This window comes from Ectothiorhodospira lacustris (genome assembly GCF_022227785.1).
Classification (GTDB): Bacteria; Pseudomonadota; Gammaproteobacteria; order Ectothiorhodospirales; family Ectothiorhodospiraceae; genus Ectothiorhodospira; species Ectothiorhodospira lacustris.
On sequence record NZ_JAJNQM010000037.1, the window covers coordinates 1 to 13266 of the forward strand.

Below are 13266 nucleotides of genomic sequence, written 5' to 3' on the forward strand. Positions count from 1 at the left end.
GCCGCCCGGCTCATGGCGCTGCTGCCCAAGCCCCGGCGTCGGGTGGTCAAGGGGCTCCTGAATTATCCAGCCGACAGCGCGGGACGCCTGATGACGCCCGGCTTCGTGGCCGTGCGCCCGGACTGGACCCTGGAGGCGGCGCTGGCCTACCTGCGCGATCATTTCTCGCAGGGCGAGACCGTGAACGTGGTCTTCGTTACCGAGACCGATGGGCACCTGCTGGGGGCGATCAAGCTCAAGGATCTGCTGTTTGGTTCCCCTCGCCGCCGGGTGGACAATCTGCTCAAGGAAGCGGTGGTCCGGATTCAGGCACGGGCCGACCAGGAAGAGGCCGCACGGCTGATTCGTCACTATGATCTGGAAGTGCTGCCGGTGGTGGATGAACGGGAGGTCCTGGTGGGGATCATCACCGTGGATGATGCCCTGGACGTGGTGGAGGAAGAGACCACGGAAGACTTCCTGCGCATGGGCAGCGTGGGTACCATCGCGCCCGGCCTCAAGGACGCCGCCATGAGTCTGCTCTATCGCAAGCGGGTCGGGTGGTTGGTGATACTGGTCTTCGTGAACCTGTTCAGCGGGGCGGCCATCGCGGTATTCGAGACCACCATCGAGGCGGTGGTGGCGCTGGTCTTCTTTCTGCCTCTGGTGATCGCCACCGGCGGCAACGCGGGGTCCCAGTCTTCGACCCTGATGGTCCGCGCCCTGGCTACGGGGGATGTTCAGCCGCGAGACTGGCTCGGGCTGTGGGGCAAGGAACTGCTCGTATCCATCGCCCTGGGTGTCACCCTGGGGCTGGCGGTCTGGGGCGCGGGGATCTGGCTGGGCGGGCCTGATGTGGGACTGGCGGTCGCCATCGCCATGGTGCTGGTGGTCATTTTCGGCAGCATGATCGGGATGTTGCTGCCGGTGATCCTGACCCGTCTGAAACTGGATCCGGCCACGGCCAGTGCCCCCCTGATCACGTCCGTTGCGGACGTGGGGGGCATTCTGGTCTATTTCTCCGTGGCGACGGCCATTCTGCAGCTGGGTTGAGGGCGGCGCCCGCCCCGCGGCATCACATCTCCCGCCCGAAGGCCTCCTTGAATCGTGCCTTGATGTCTTCAAAGCTTGGTCGATGGTTCTGCGGCCCGGTCTGCTCGATCTTGATGGCCCCCATCACCGCAGCCACCCGGCCCGTGGTCTCCCAGTCCAGGCCACTCATCAGGCCCCACAGCAGGCCGGCCCGGTAGGCATCACCGCATCCGGTGGGGTCCTTGATCCGGGCAATGGGCGCGGCGGGGATGCGCAGGGTCTTGCCGCCGGTGTAGATCACCGAGCCTTCACCGCCCTTGGTGATGATCAGGGCCTCCACCTGGGCCGCCAGTTCCTCGGGGTTCCAGCCGGTACGCTCACTCATCAGTTGGGCCTCGTAGTCATTCAGGGTCACGTAGGTGGCCTGTTTGACGAACCGGCGCAGGTCCACGCCGTCGAACATGGGCATGCCCTGGCCCGGGTCGAAGATGAAGGGAATGCCGGCCTCGGCAAACTGCTCCGCATGCTGGATCATGCCGTCCCGCCCGTCGGGGGAGACGATGCCCAAAGTGACGCCCTCGGCATCGCTCACCTTGTTGAGATGAGCGTCATTCATGGCGCCGGGGTGAAAGGCGGTGATCTGATTGTCGTCCTGATCGGTGGTGATGAAGGCCTGACCGGTATAGTGCTCGGGGATCATGCGAATGTGGCGGCGCGAGATGTCGCACTCATCCATCCATTGGGCATAGGGCTCGAAATCCGCACCTACGGTAGCCATGGGCAGGGGAGCGCCGCCCAGCAACTTGAGGTTGTAGGCGATGTTGCCCGCGCAGCCACCGAACTCCCGGCGCATGTCCGGCACCAGGAAGGAGACGTTGATCATGTGTACCTTGTCCGGGAGGATGTGGTTCTTGAACCGATCGGGGAAGACCATGATGGTGTCAAATGCATAGGAACCGCAGATCAAGGCAGACATTGGAACTCCTCTGGATGAAGGGGGTGAACAGGGGCGGATCCCCGTCCGGATGGGCTGACATGATAGTGATCCGAGCCGGCGATTGCGAATATCCACCCGGGCGAGCTCTGAAAATGAGATGCGTTTTATCGAAAGCGTCGTGATTTCCTGCTAAAACATAGTCTCTGAACCCATCAAGACACGGGGTATCGTCATGAGTGGAGCTTGTGCAGTGGCGGGGCGAGATCGCCACCAGTCCTTGGGCGAGGAAATCGCCAACAGCATCAGCCACGGGGTAGCCCTGGCAGCGGTGCTGATGGGCATGCCCTTTCTGCTGCTGGCGGCCGTGCGGACCGGTAATGCGGGATTCATCGTCGGCGTCAGCATCTTTTCCGTCACCATGGCCTTGCTGTATCTGGCCTCCACCCTTTATCACGCCTTGCCTCAGGGGCAGGGCAAGCGGGTGTTCAAGATCCTTGATCATTCGGCCATCTATCTGCTGATTGCCGGGACCTATACGCCCTTTACTCTGGGCGTGCTCAGCGGCCCCTGGGGTTGGACCCTGTTCGGTCTGGTGTGGGGTCTGGCAGCTCTGGGCGTCTTCCTAAAGTCCCTCAATGGCCTGTCCCATCCCATCCTGTCCACCGGGCTGTACCTGCTCATGGGCTGGTTGATACTGATTGCCATCGTGCCGCTATATCAGCTGATGGAACCGGCGGGGCTGGTCTGGCTGGTGGCCGGCGGTCTGGCCTATACCGGTGGGGTGGCGTTCTATGCCCTGGACCACCGTCTGCCCTACGGGCATTTCATCTGGCATCTGTTTGTGATGGCCGGGACGGTGTGCCACTACTTTGCCGTGCTCTGGTACGGGGCCGGGGTCTAGCGCAACCGGTCAGTGCGGGCAGCGCAGATCCCGGGCCGGTTGTTGCTCCTGCGTCGGGCCGCAGTCCCCGGCCGGAGCGGCCGGGGACTGCGCCACCGTGCGCCGCGTCTGTCGGTACAGCGGCTCGTCGGGCGCCAGACGCGATGCGCATGCCGCGGCTTCCCGGGCCATCTTCCCGCAGCCGCGGGCGTGCAGCACATGGGCCAGGTTGTTCCAGCCCGCATGGGAGGCCGGGTCGTGGGTGACGAGCGCCCGCAGGGCCTGTTCCGCTCCGTCCAGATCCCCCTGGGCATACAGGGCATTGCCCAGGCCGATCCACCCCACCGGATGCGCCGGCCAGGCTCGGGTGGCGGTGCGATAAGCCTCGGCGGCGGTCTCCAGTCGACCGGTGCGCTCCAGGTCGTTCGCGGCCCGCAGCCAGCTCAGGGGCGTCGCGGTGGCGGGAAGTCGCTCCGGGGGCTGCGCCAGGAAGGCCCAATATCCGGCACGGCGCCAAGTGCGTTCGAAACGGCGCATCGTGTTCACGTGACGCTCAAGGGTGCCCGAGCGCAGGATCACCGTTGCCTCGTCCAGGTCGTAGCCGATGACTACGGCGTAGTGCCAGTAGGGCGCCCAGTTCAGCCCCAGGTTCTGGAACACCACTACCGGATGCCCGGCCGCCACTTCCTCCAGCAAGGCATCCATGCGGGGTGGCAGAGACCAGGCCACCAGCTCCCGACTTCGTGTGGCCGCCAGCATCTCGGTCTGCAGGCTGCCTTGGCGTGCGGGTACATAGACCTCGCTCACCAGTGTCTGTGGCGTGACCTCGATACCCTGCACATTGAGTACCGTGGCCAGGGCGGCGGGACCGCACTGGTAGAGGTCCTGGGGGTGGAAAGGGGTGTCCGTCAGCTCCACCTGACGGGGCAGGTCCCCGGGCGGCTCGCGGAGCAGGGCAGGGGCCTGCAGCGGTGCGGTGCAGCCTGCAAGCAGCAAGCTGATCAGGGCCGCCGGGAGCAGCCATGCCCCCGCGCGGCCCTGACGCAGATGGCCGGTACCAGGGATCAATTTACCGGTCGGACGAAGGGGAAGATGTCGGTGGCGCCGATGGCATCGGTGATGATGAAGATGATGAAGATGAGTACCACTACGCCCAGGACGCTGGCAGCCCCGGCGGGCATCTCTTCCAGTCGCTCATTGAGCAGGCGCACCTCCTCGTCGGTCATGCGGGCGATGCGTTCCGCTGCCTCTTCGCCGCTGACTCCCAGGCGGGCCAACTGTTGCTGCACGTCCGCTCGTTCCAGACTGGAGAGCAGCTGTGCCCGGTCCACCAGGCCTTGTTCCGTCTGGATCAGGCGCTCGGTACCTACCATGCCGGCGTGAATCGGACTGGTGACGGTGGCCAGCAGTGAGAAGATGCAGAGCAGTGTCAGCAAGCGTCTGATCAGCGGATGTCGGGTCATGGGGAAGCCTCGTGGTGATACTGAAGTGGGGGACCAGTGTGCCACGGTCGTTGCTTGAACATCCGGGCATGATGCACATGTTTTCAGGCTCATTGTCCCGCCCTTGCAATCGCCGGGTCAACGGGGTGGAAGGCGTCCAGGGCAGGACGGTGGAGGGTCCTGCGCATCATTTCCCGCGGCGGCCCAAGGGCATATGCGCTAACATCGTGGGCTTACCGGGCCGTGTGTCCGCCAGATCTGCCTCATCGCATGAAACGGGCCCCATTCAAGGAAATCTTCGGTTGGGCGATGTTCGACTTCGCCAATCAGGCCTATACCCTGCTGATCATCACGGTGATCTTCGGTGATCTGTTCACTCGGGTAATCGTTGGGGATACCCACGGGGATTACCGGCTGGGCAACCTGCTGTGGAGCATCGCCCTGGCGGTCAGCTATCTGCTGGTGGTGCTGTCCGGGCCGGTGGCGGGGGCCATCATGGATTTTTCCGCTGCCCGCAAGCGCTTCCTGTTCGCCGGCTACGTACTCACCGTGGTCTCCACCTCTCTGCTGTATTTCGTTGCGCCCGGTTACATCTGGCTGGGCATGGCCCTGATCGTGGTGTCCAACTTTGCCTACGCCATCGGCGAGTCCTTCATCGCCAGTTTTCTGCCGGAGCTGGGGCCGCGGGAGGAACTGGGCTGGATTTCGGGGTTCGGCTGGGCGTTGGGGTATGTGGGCGGGCTGGTGGCCACCGCCTTTGCCCTGGTGGTCCTGGGCGAGGTGAGCGAGGAAAACTTCGAGCGTATCCGCTGGGTGGGGCCGTTTGCCGCCGTGTTCTTCCTGGTGGCGGCCATTCCCACCTTCCTGTGGATCCGGGAACGGGGACGGGCCCGGCGTCTGCCGGGGTTGCGTCAGTACGTGGGGATCGGCTTGCGGCGGGTGAGGGCGACGCTCAGGGACCTGAGCCATTACCGCGATCTCACCATCCTGATGATCTCGGTATTCTTCGCCATGGCCGGGATCTACATCATCATCTCCTTCACCTTCATCTACGGGGCCCAGGTGATCCAGTGGGATGAAACGGTCCGGGTGTGGATGTTCATCACTGTCCAGCTCACGGCAGCGGTTGGGGCGCTGGCCTTCGGCTTTCTGCAGGACCGGGTCGGGGCTCGGCGCACCTATGTGGCCACCCTGGCCCTGTGGGTCGTCGCCGTTACCCTGATCTTCGCCACGCCCTGGCTGGGACGTTTCCTGGACTTTGAAGCCCAGCATGTCTTCCTGGTGGTGGGCAGCGTGGCAGGTTTGTGTCTGGGATCCACCCAGTCGGCGGGGCGCGCCCTGGTGGGCGTGCTGTCCCCCCGGCTCCGGGCAGCGGAGTTTTTCGGTTTCTGGGGGCTGTCCAGCAAGCTGGCGGCCATTGTCGGCCTGCTGGGGTTGGGGTTCCTGCAGGTCCTGTTCGGGCTTCACCTGTCCATTCTGTTCTGCGCCCTGCTGTTCGGGCTTGCGCTGGTAGTGGCCCTGAGATTGGATGAAAAACGGGGTCGGCAGGTGGCCGAGGCCCGGGAGTTTCGCCGCAGATAGCATCAGGAACTTCTCTCCCCGCGACATCCTGTTATCATTTCCCTCCCCGAAAATGGCCGCTTCTCATATTCCGGAATCCCAGCCCATGCCTGTCACCGTCGTCTATCCCGGGACATTCGATCCCATTACCAACGGCCACGCGGATATCGTGCGCCGTGCCTGCCGGATGTTCGACAGGGTGTTGGTGGCGGTGGCGGCCAATCCCAGCAAGCGCCCCGTGTTTACCCTGGATGAGCGGGTGGCGCTGGCGCGTACCGTGCTGGCGGACATGGGCGACAAGGTGGAGGTGAAGGGCTTCAGCGGCCTGCTGGCGGAGTTTGCCGCCACCAACGATTCCCGAGTGCTGCTGCGGGGGCTGCGTGCCGTTTCTGACTTCGAGCACGAATTCCAGCTGGCCAGCATGAATCGTCACCTGTCCCCGGATCTGGAAACCGTATTTCTGACGCCGGCGGAGGAATATGCCTTCATATCCTCAAGTCTGGTGCGGGAAGTTGCCATGCTGGGTGGTGATGTCTCACACTTCGTTGCCGATAGCGTCAAGGCTGCGCTGATTGATCGCTTGCGCTAAACTGTGCGGTCAAGCGCTGAACGCCATATATAACTACATGTGATTGAGTTTGAAGAGGAAAGTGCACTATGGCCCTGATGATTACCGATGAATGCATCAACTGCGACGTGTGCGAGCCGGAGTGCCCCAACGGCGCGATTTCCCCGGGGGATGAGATCTATGTGATCGACCCGGCGCTGTGCACCGAGTGCGTGGGCCACTTTGATGCACCTCAGTGCGTGGAAGTCTGCCCGGTGGACTGCATTCCCAAGGATCCGGAAAACGAAGAGACTCAGGACGAACTTATGGCCAAGTTCGAGCGCATCACCGGCGCGGCCTGATCCGGGTCCGGATCAAGGGATGTTCGGCAAGGGGGCCTGCAGGGTCCCCTTGCCGTTTTCAGGGCCTGCGAATCTCCCCGGGTCGAGGGCAGGGGCAGGCCCGCTCAGCGCCTCTGACACGCCGGGCAATAAAATGTCGACCGCTGTCCCACCAGCACCTGCCGCACGGTCGCGCCGCAGCACAGGCAGGGCAGGCCCGCCCGGCCATACACCCGCAGCTGCCGGCTGAAATACCCATGGCTACCGTCCTCATGCACGAAATCCCTTAATGTGGTGCCGCCCTGTTCGATGGCGGCCGTCAGCACCGTGCGGATGGCTTCCACCAGCCTGAAGGCCTCGGTCCGGGTGAGGCGCCCTGACGTCCGCCGGGGGCGGATGCCTGCCAGGAACAGGGATTCGGAGGCATAGATGTTCCCTACGCCCACGACTACGTGACTGTCCATGATCAGGCCCTTGACGGCGGTTCGGCGCCGCCGAGTCTGCCGGTAGAGGTAGTCACCGTCAAATTGCTCGCCCAGGGGTTCCGGACCCAACCGGGATAGCAGGGGGTGGAGGCCCTTCCGGGGATCAAAGCAGAGCACGGCGCCGAAACGGCGAGGGTCATGGAGACGCAGGGCCTTGCCCGAGTCCAGCACCAGATCCAAGTGGTCGTGGGGACGGGGTGTCCGGTCGGCTTCGACAATACGCAGGCTGCCGGACATGCCCAGATGCATGAGGATGGTGATATCGCCGCAGTCCAGCAAAAGGTACTTGCCACGTCGGGCAACGCCGATGATCCGTCGGTCACGGACCTGTTGCGACAGCGTCTCGGGTACCGGCCAGCGCAGGCGGGGCTGGCGGACCACGACCGCGGAAATCCGGCGGCCCGTGAGATGGGGCGCGATCCCCAGCCGGGTGGTTTCCACCTCCGGCAGTTCAGGCATACAGGCCTTCGATCTCCACCAGCAGGTCGTCCCTGCAAATGTCTCCGCGCAGATAAACGGCCGGCGCCTGGACGCCCAGGGAGGCCTCCAGGCGGGCCTTGACGGCGGCAACGTCGTCCCCATGACGGACGTAGACCTTGAGCATGGACAGGCCACCCGGGTCCTTGACCCGGCTGCTGATGTCCTCTCCGGCGGAGCGGATCAGGGCGCGCAGGTTTTCGATGATCTCGTCCAGCTGGGTGAGGACATCCGTATGCAGGGTCTCATGGCCCACGATGCTGGCAGTGCCGGAGATGTACAGGTGAGACTGCCCCGGCCAGGGCTTGAGGGTGGCTCGGGAAAAGGAGGGACTCTTGGGTCCGTAGCGGCGTGGGTAGTGGAAGGCGCTCACCTGGCGGGGGTTTTCGATCTGCGCACCGGGCTCGCGACCGGCGAGGAAGTAGACCAGTAGGCCCGGCGCCGTGGTGCCGATGGCCGTGGCTGCGGGCAGTTCCCCTTCCGTCAGCGGCACCCGTTCCAGGGCACGGTGACGCCCCAGGCAGAAGGCCTGATAGCGGTCCAGCCCATCCGCTTCCTGATGCAGGTTCGGGAAGTAGTTCCAGATCCGCAGCAGATGGGGAAAACCCCGGCTGCGATGAAAGGCCAGCAGCCGGTCATAGGCATGCTCGGCGGCCTGGTTCATGTCATGGTCGAAATCCGCCTCGTTCAGCAGTATCCATCCGAACAGGACCTTGCCGGTCCGGCTGTAGCCCACGCCGTCCTCGAAACCGGCGGCGACCGGTTCGTCCGCCAGCCATAGTTCCGGCGGCGTGGGGTCGGCCATTGGGGGCAGGGCTACAGTCAGCTCCATGGGGCGCGCGGGATCAACGCGGTTCTCCCGGCCGAAGCGTATCAATGCAAGACGGCAGGGGTCTTGCGCGGGAATCTCCGCTTCCTGCTGGAAGCGAATCGTCAGAGGTGTGGAATGGGGGTTTTGCGCCATGGAGCTATGTTACCGGATCATCCGGCTTCGTCGTATCATGAAATCCATGAAAAGGTCCGGCAGATACCGGAGGCACCTGGGTCGAATTCGTGTTGTGAGATGCCGACGGGTGCGCGTGCATGAGACCGCGGGCAGTTTGCCCTGCAGGGCCTGCGGGCACTTTACCATTTTCGGCCCCGGGATGTGTTCCTGAGTGTACCGTTGCAGTTGCAACGGCCGCGATTCTGCTAAAAGACAGATGGCCCTGCTCCCGTCAGAGGAGGAGGCGAATCAACCGAGGAGGAGAACAACGTCATGTCCAGTCTGCGTCAGTTACGTCAGGGTATGAGTGAGGCCTGGGACAGCCTGCTGGATGGCTGGCAGCGGCTGTACGGCCGTGCCGCCGGAGCCATTACCCACTTCAGTGCCGGGGAGCGGGGTGGCCGGGGAGAGGTTGCGGATGATCGGGACGAGCATGAACTCCTGGCCCGCAGTGTGGGTTGGGGGGTCATGGCCGCCGAGGTGTTCGACGATGACGACAAGGTGGTGGTGCGCCTGGAGGCCCCCGGCATGGACAAGGCCGCCTTTGACATACAGGTGATCGACGATCACCTGGTGATCCGCGGGGAGAAGAGCGTACAGAAGGAACACACCCAGGGGCGTTATCATATTGCCGAGTGTGCCTACGGCCGCTTTGAGCGGGCGATTCCGCTGCCGGGGCCGGTGGAAACGGAGCAGGCCAAGGCTTCCTACGAACACGGGGTGCTGCGTATCGAGCTGCCTCGCCTGATCGCCCGGGTGGGGCGTCGGATCCCGGTGGTTGTGGGGTAGGCCGCCTTGGAGCAGATCCAGGCCCCCATGGGGGAAGTGATCGAGCTGCGGCAGGTGCTGCATGAGTCCGGAGTGCCCCTGCTGCGGGTGCTGATCCGTGACGGCGAGCGTTATACCCACCTGGATCTGGATCCGGCCACGGCGGATCGCTGGGGTGATCTGATGCAGGTCTGGGCCCGAGCTGCGGCGGAGCGTCCGGGCGACGGTCAGGAGGGGTAGGGAAAATGCACGAGGCCCGTGATGCGGGCCTCGTGCACAGGACCTCGCTGGAGCGAGGTCATCAGCCAGGTCGTGCCGGGTACTACTTGATCTTGGCTTCCTTGTACATCACATGCTGGCGCACGACGGGATCAAACTTCTTGATCTCCATCTTGTCGGGCATGTTGCGCTTGTTCTTGGTGGTGGTGTAGAAGTGGCCGGTTCCGGCGCTGGACACCAGGCGGATCTTTTCGCGAACACCTTTTGCCATGGTTGCGTCTCCTTAGACCTTTTCGCCGCGGGCGCGCAGCTCGGCGAGGACCGTATCGATCCCCTTCTTGTCAATGATGCGCATGCCCTTGCTGCTGGTCCGGAGCTTGACGAAACGATTTTCGCTCTCCACCCAGAAACGGTGCTCATGCAGATTGGGAAGGAAGCGACGCTTGGTCTTGTTGTGGGCGTGGGATACGTTGAACCCAGACACTGGACGCTTACCCGTGATTTGACAGACTCGGGCCATTGGATATTCTCCGGAAAAACCAGGCTGATTTGAATAAAGCCGGGAACGATAGCAGAAGGGGGGGGAAGTCTCAAGCCTGAAGGGTGGTCCTTCCCTGCGTCTCTGCATGCCTTTATAGTCGCTTCCCATGGATATCGTCTACATTCGCGACCTCAGGGTCAAAACCACGGTCGGCATCTTCGACTGGGAACAGAGCATTCAGCAGACCGTGCGTCTGGATCTGGAACTGGGCTGTGACATCCGCAGGGGTGCGCAGAGTGACCGCATCGAGGACGTGCTGAACTACAAGGCGGTGGCCAAGCGGGTGATCGAACTGGTGGAAAACAATCGGCGGCAGCTGGTGGAGGCCATGGCCGAGGACGTCGCCCGGATGATCATGCAGGAGTTTTCCGTGCCCTGGCTCCGGCTCACCCTGGGTAAGCCCGGGGCGGTGAGGGGGGCCTCGGAAGTGGGGGTCACCATTGAGCGGGGTGAGCGGAACTGAATGATGCGTCGGGCCTACATCAGTATCGGTACCAATGTGGACCGGGTTCGTCATGTGCGGGCCGGAGTGGAGGCACTCAGGGCCGCCTTCGGCCCGGTGCAGATCTCTCCGGTGTATGAAACGGGGTCGGTGGGATTCGAGGGGCGTACCTTCTATAACCTGGTGTCGGCGGTGGATACCGCGTTGCCGCCGGAGTCGCTGGTGGCCTGCTTCAAGGCCATTGAGGATCGGCATGGTCGGCAGCGGGGGGGCGACCCCTATTCGGACCGCACCCTGGACCTGGACCTTTTGCTGCTGGGGGACTGCGTTCTGGAATCCGGGCGATTGCATCTGCCCCGGCGGGAGATCACTCGCCATGCCTTTGTGCTCAGACCGCTGGCGGACATAGCCCCTGATCTGGAACATCCGATACTGAAACAAACCATGAGGGCGCTGTGGGCCGGTTTTGATGACCCCGCTCAGTGGCTGCGCCCGGTGGATTTTCCCTGGTAGCTTGAAGTGGCGCGCCGGCCTACTGGGCCGTGGTACGCCCGCCATCCACCGCGATCACCTGCCCGGTGATGTAATCCGCGTCACGGATCAGGAACAGGGCCGTGCGGGCGATGTCGTCCGGACCCCCTTCCCGCTTGAGGGCGGTGCGCTGGATCATCTCCTTATGGCTGGCTGCATTTTCCTCCGCTTCGGGCCATAGGATCGCCCCCGGGGCAATGCCGTTCACCCGTACCCGGGGACCCAGCTCCCGCGCCAGGGACTGGGTGAGCAGCCAGAGTCCGGCCTTGGCCGCGCAGTACACCGGGTAGTCCTTCAGGGGGCGCAGGGCATGGATGTCGACAATGTTGATGATGCAGCCTTCACGCGCTGTCAGGGCCGGGGCCAGGGCCTGGGAGAGGAACAGTGGGGCCTTGAGATTGGTGCCCATGAGATCGTCCCAGTGGGCCTCGGTGATCCGACCCAGCGGGGTGGGGTAAAAGGTGGAGGCATTGTTGATCAGGACGTCCAGGCCGCCGAAGGCTGCCGCCGCTTCCCGGGCCAGTCGCTCGGTAGCGCCTGGTTCCAGCAGTTCCCCGCCGACCAGAGTGACGGAGTTTGCGCGCCGTTGCTCCAATGCATCCTGCAAGGCGCGGGCGTCGTCGCTGGAACGACGGTAATGGATGACCAGATTCATGCCCTGGGCATGAAGGCGTCGCGCGATGGCGGCGCCGATGCGCCGGGCGCCGCCGGTGATGAACACGGTCTTGCCTTGAAGTGAGGGGGTGTCCGGTTGTGCCACTCTGCTTCCTTTTGCCTGTTTAACGATTTGACGCGGCCGGGGGGTGCTGATCCGGTGGGGAATCCTGCCTCGGCGTCCGTGCTGTCCCTCTCGTGATCAGGTTAAGTTACCCTAACCCCCCTGCCGGACTTAATCAAAATTTCGACCATGCCGCTGAACAAGGATTCCCGACTGCCTTCACCCGTCCCCGAGGCCCTGGTCCTGAGTGATCGTCTGTTGCAGATGATGCAGGACGAGAGTAGCGCAACCGGGGGCTGGCTGTCGTTTCATCGCTACATGGAACTGGCCCTCTACGCTCCCCGTCTTGGCTATTACGCAGCGGGCAGCCACAAGCTGGGCGCGGCCGGGGACTTTGTCACCGCGCCGGAGATATCCCCCTTGTTCGGCCACTGCATGGCCCGTCAGTGCGCCCAGGTGCTGGATGCCCTCGGGAGCGGCGAGGTCCTGGAGTTCGGGGCTGGTACCGGCCGGCTGGCGGCCCAGGTGTTGGAGACCCTGGCCGGGATGGACGCACTCCCGGACCGTTACCTGATTCTGGAGACGAGCCCGGATCTGCGGGAACGGCAGCAGGCCGCGTTGTCCCTGTTGCCGCAGGCATTGTCGAGCCGGGTGCACTGGCTGGACGGTCTGCCCGAGCCCGGCAGCTTCCGGGGGGTGATGCTGGCCAACGAGGTGCTTGACGCCATGCCGGTGGAGCTGTTTGTCTGGGGCCGGGACGGGGTGATGCGCCGGGGGGTGCAGGTGTCGTCCGCAGCGTTGGCCTGGGCGGACCGGCCCGCCGATGCATGGTTGGTCCGGCAGGTGAGGGCGCTGCATCAGGCGGCCGGCGCGAACTGGGGGGAAGGCTACGTGTCGGAACTCAATCCGGGGCTGGCCCCCTGGCTGGCGGCGGTGTCCGAGGCCATGGCGGCCGGGGTGTTGTTGCTGGTGGACTATGGCTATCCCCGCCGGGAGTACTACAGTGCCGAACGTTGCCGGGGCACCCTGATCGCCCATTACCGCCATCGCATGCTGGAGCATCCCCTGCTGTGGCCGGGACTGATGGACATCACCGCCAACGTGGACTTTTCGGCGGTGGCCGAGGCCGGTGCGGCGGCGGGCCTGTCATTGCTGGGCTATACCAGCCAGGCTTGGTTCCTGTTCGGCACGGATCTGGAAGCGGCCTTTCAGGCCCGTTGCTCCGAAGATCTCAAATCCCAGCTGGCGCTGGCCTCTCAGGTCCGCACGCTCACCCTGCCGGGGGAGATGGGAGAGCGGTTTCAGGTCATGGCCCTGGGACGGGGCGTAGAAACACCCCTGATGGGGTTTGCCCGGCAGGACCTGAGCCACCGCCTCTGACC

At 64.0% G+C, this 13266-nt stretch carries 18 protein-coding genes; 10 read left to right on the forward strand and 8 right to left on the reverse strand.

The features are described from left to right. The coding region (gene mgtE, locus LQ952_RS08685) for a magnesium transporter (protein ID WP_238622270.1) at window positions 1-1032 on the forward strand (1032 nt) is incomplete at its 5' end. 22 nt (window positions 1033-1054) lie between these two features. On the opposite strand, the gene LQ952_RS08690 is transcribed toward mgtE, so the two are convergent. Continuing rightward, window positions 1055-1987: a carbohydrate kinase family protein gene (locus tag LQ952_RS08690; protein ID WP_238622271.1), complete on the reverse strand. Its 933-nt coding sequence runs from the start codon at window positions 1985-1987 to the stop codon at window positions 1055-1057. 193 nt (window positions 1988-2180) lie between these two features. Between LQ952_RS08690 and trhA the strand changes: the two genes are divergently transcribed. Then, a complete protein-coding gene (gene trhA / locus LQ952_RS08695; RefSeq protein WP_238622272.1) occupies window positions 2181-2849 on the forward strand; it encodes a PAQR family membrane homeostasis protein TrhA in 669 nt (222 codons plus the stop codon). Between the two features lie 9 nt (window positions 2850-2858). Here trhA and LQ952_RS08700 read toward each other — a convergent pair whose 3' ends face one another. Both LQ952_RS08700 and LQ952_RS08705 read right to left on the reverse strand, forming a co-directional pair. Beyond that, window positions 2859-3893: a PA2778 family cysteine peptidase gene (locus tag LQ952_RS08700; protein WP_430733763.1), complete on the reverse strand. Its 1035-nt coding sequence runs from the start codon at window positions 3891-3893 to the stop codon at window positions 2859-2861. Continuing rightward, a complete protein-coding gene (locus tag LQ952_RS08705) occupies window positions 3893-4291 on the reverse strand; it encodes a DUF6627 family protein (protein WP_238622273.1) in 399 nt (132 codons plus the stop codon). The genes LQ952_RS08700 and LQ952_RS08705 overlap by 1 nt, the downstream gene beginning before the upstream one ends. A 249-nt stretch (window positions 4292-4540) precedes the next feature. Between LQ952_RS08705 and LQ952_RS08710 the strand changes: the two genes are divergently transcribed. The 3 genes from LQ952_RS08710 (at window position 4541) to LQ952_RS08720 (ending at window position 6739) form a co-directional block, all read left to right on the forward strand. After that, window positions 4541-5851, forward strand: coding sequence for an MFS transporter (locus tag LQ952_RS08710; RefSeq protein WP_238622274.1), 1311 nt, complete (start codon window positions 4541-4543; stop codon window positions 5849-5851). Between the two features lie 85 nt (window positions 5852-5936). Further along, on the forward strand, window positions 5937-6419 hold the full coding sequence (coaD, locus tag LQ952_RS08715; RefSeq protein WP_238622275.1) for a pantetheine-phosphate adenylyltransferase: 483 nt from the start codon (window positions 5937-5939) through the stop codon (window positions 6417-6419). Window positions 6420-6487: 68 nt separating this feature from the next. Then, window positions 6488-6739 (forward strand): YfhL family 4Fe-4S dicluster ferredoxin, encoded by a 252-nt coding sequence (locus LQ952_RS08720; protein WP_238622276.1) that lies wholly within the window; start codon window positions 6488-6490, stop codon window positions 6737-6739. A gap of 104 nt (window positions 6740-6843) precedes the next feature. Here the strand turns inward: LQ952_RS08720 and mutM are convergent, their stop codons facing one another. Then, a complete protein-coding gene (mutM, locus tag LQ952_RS08725) occupies window positions 6844-7662 on the reverse strand; it encodes a bifunctional DNA-formamidopyrimidine glycosylase/DNA-(apurinic or apyrimidinic site) lyase (protein ID WP_238622277.1) in 819 nt (272 codons plus the stop codon). Continuing rightward, window positions 7655-8644, reverse strand: a complete 990-nt coding sequence (locus LQ952_RS08730) for a chorismate transformation FkbO/Hyg5 family protein (RefSeq protein WP_238622278.1) — start codon at window positions 8642-8644, stop codon at window positions 7655-7657. The genes mutM and LQ952_RS08730 overlap by 8 nt, the downstream gene beginning before the upstream one ends. 294 nt (window positions 8645-8938) lie before the next feature. On the opposite strand from LQ952_RS08730, the gene LQ952_RS08735 reads away from it, so the two are divergent. Together LQ952_RS08735 and LQ952_RS08740 are read left to right on the forward strand one after the other, a co-directional pair. After that, window positions 8939-9454, forward strand: a complete 516-nt coding sequence (locus LQ952_RS08735) for an Hsp20/alpha crystallin family protein (protein WP_238622279.1) — start codon at window positions 8939-8941, stop codon at window positions 9452-9454. Between the two features lie 6 nt (window positions 9455-9460). Further along, window positions 9461-9673, forward strand: a complete 213-nt coding sequence (locus LQ952_RS08740; protein ID WP_238622280.1) for a DUF6967 family protein — start codon at window positions 9461-9463, stop codon at window positions 9671-9673. Window positions 9674-9755: 82 nt separating this feature from the next. Here LQ952_RS08740 and rpmG read toward each other — a convergent pair whose 3' ends face one another. Together rpmG and rpmB are read right to left on the reverse strand one after the other, a co-directional pair. Next, window positions 9756-9923: a 50S ribosomal protein L33 gene (gene rpmG / locus LQ952_RS08745; RefSeq protein WP_008931018.1), complete on the reverse strand. Its 168-nt coding sequence runs from the start codon at window positions 9921-9923 to the stop codon at window positions 9756-9758. Window positions 9924-9935: 12 nt separating this feature from the next. Continuing rightward, window positions 9936-10172 (reverse strand): 50S ribosomal protein L28, encoded by a 237-nt coding sequence (gene rpmB / locus LQ952_RS08750; protein ID WP_090207946.1) that lies wholly within the window; start codon window positions 10170-10172, stop codon window positions 9936-9938. A 127-nt stretch (window positions 10173-10299) separates the two neighbouring features. Here rpmB and folB point away from each other — a divergent pair, with 127 nt between their 5' ends. Further along, window positions 10300-10656, forward strand: a complete 357-nt coding sequence (folB, locus tag LQ952_RS08755; protein ID WP_238622281.1) for a dihydroneopterin aldolase — start codon at window positions 10300-10302, stop codon at window positions 10654-10656. Beyond that, a complete protein-coding gene (gene folK, locus LQ952_RS08760; protein WP_238622282.1) occupies window positions 10657-11148 on the forward strand; it encodes a 2-amino-4-hydroxy-6-hydroxymethyldihydropteridine diphosphokinase in 492 nt (163 codons plus the stop codon). A gap of 19 nt (window positions 11149-11167) precedes the next feature. Here folK and LQ952_RS08765 read toward each other — a convergent pair whose 3' ends face one another. Beyond that, window positions 11168-11926 carry a pteridine reductase gene (locus LQ952_RS08765; RefSeq protein ID WP_238622283.1) on the reverse strand — a complete coding sequence of 253 codons (759 nt, stop codon included), beginning with the start codon at window positions 11924-11926 and terminating at the stop codon, window positions 11168-11170. Between the two features lie 147 nt (window positions 11927-12073). On the opposite strand from LQ952_RS08765, the gene LQ952_RS08770 reads away from it, so the two are divergent. Then, the gene (locus LQ952_RS08770) at window positions 12074-13264 is read left to right on the forward strand and encodes a class I SAM-dependent methyltransferase (protein ID WP_238622284.1); all 1191 of its coding nucleotides are present in this window, start codon (window positions 12074-12076) and stop codon (window positions 13262-13264) included. Window positions 13265-13266: the final 2 nt, after the last annotated feature.

Coding starts and splice junctions, on each gene's coding strand:
- folB (WP_238622281.1), top strand. CDS start 10,300: ATGGATATCGTCTACATTCGCGACCTCAGGGTCAAAACCACGGTCGGC.
- folK (WP_238622282.1), top strand. CDS start 10,657: ATGATGCGTCGGGCCTACATCAGTATCGGTACCAATGTGGACCGGGTT.
- LQ952_RS08690 (WP_238622271.1), bottom strand. CDS start 1,987: ATGTCTGCCTTGATCTGCGGTTCCTATGCATTTGACACCATCATGGTC.
- LQ952_RS08730 (WP_238622278.1), bottom strand. CDS start 8,644: ATGGCGCAAAACCCCCATTCCACACCTCTGACGATTCGCTTCCAGCAG.
- LQ952_RS08770 (WP_238622284.1), top strand. CDS start 12,074: ATGCCGCTGAACAAGGATTCCCGACTGCCTTCACCCGTCCCCGAGGCC.
- mutM (WP_238622277.1), bottom strand. CDS start 7,662: ATGCCTGAACTGCCGGAGGTGGAAACCACCCGGCTGGGGATCGCGCCC.
- LQ952_RS08705 (WP_238622273.1), bottom strand. CDS start 4,291: ATGACCCGACATCCGCTGATCAGACGCTTGCTGACACTGCTCTGCATC.
- LQ952_RS08735 (WP_238622279.1), top strand. CDS start 8,939: ATGTCCAGTCTGCGTCAGTTACGTCAGGGTATGAGTGAGGCCTGGGAC.
- LQ952_RS08710 (WP_238622274.1), top strand. CDS start 4,541: ATGAAACGGGCCCCATTCAAGGAAATCTTCGGTTGGGCGATGTTCGAC.
- rpmB (WP_090207946.1), bottom strand. CDS start 10,172: ATGGCCCGAGTCTGTCAAATCACGGGTAAGCGTCCAGTGTCTGGGTTC.
- LQ952_RS08720 (WP_238622276.1), top strand. CDS start 6,488: ATGGCCCTGATGATTACCGATGAATGCATCAACTGCGACGTGTGCGAG.
- coaD (WP_238622275.1), top strand. CDS start 5,937: ATGCCTGTCACCGTCGTCTATCCCGGGACATTCGATCCCATTACCAAC.
- rpmG (WP_008931018.1), bottom strand. CDS start 9,923: ATGGCAAAAGGTGTTCGCGAAAAGATCCGCCTGGTGTCCAGCGCCGGA.
- trhA (WP_238622272.1), top strand. CDS start 2,181: ATGAGTGGAGCTTGTGCAGTGGCGGGGCGAGATCGCCACCAGTCCTTG.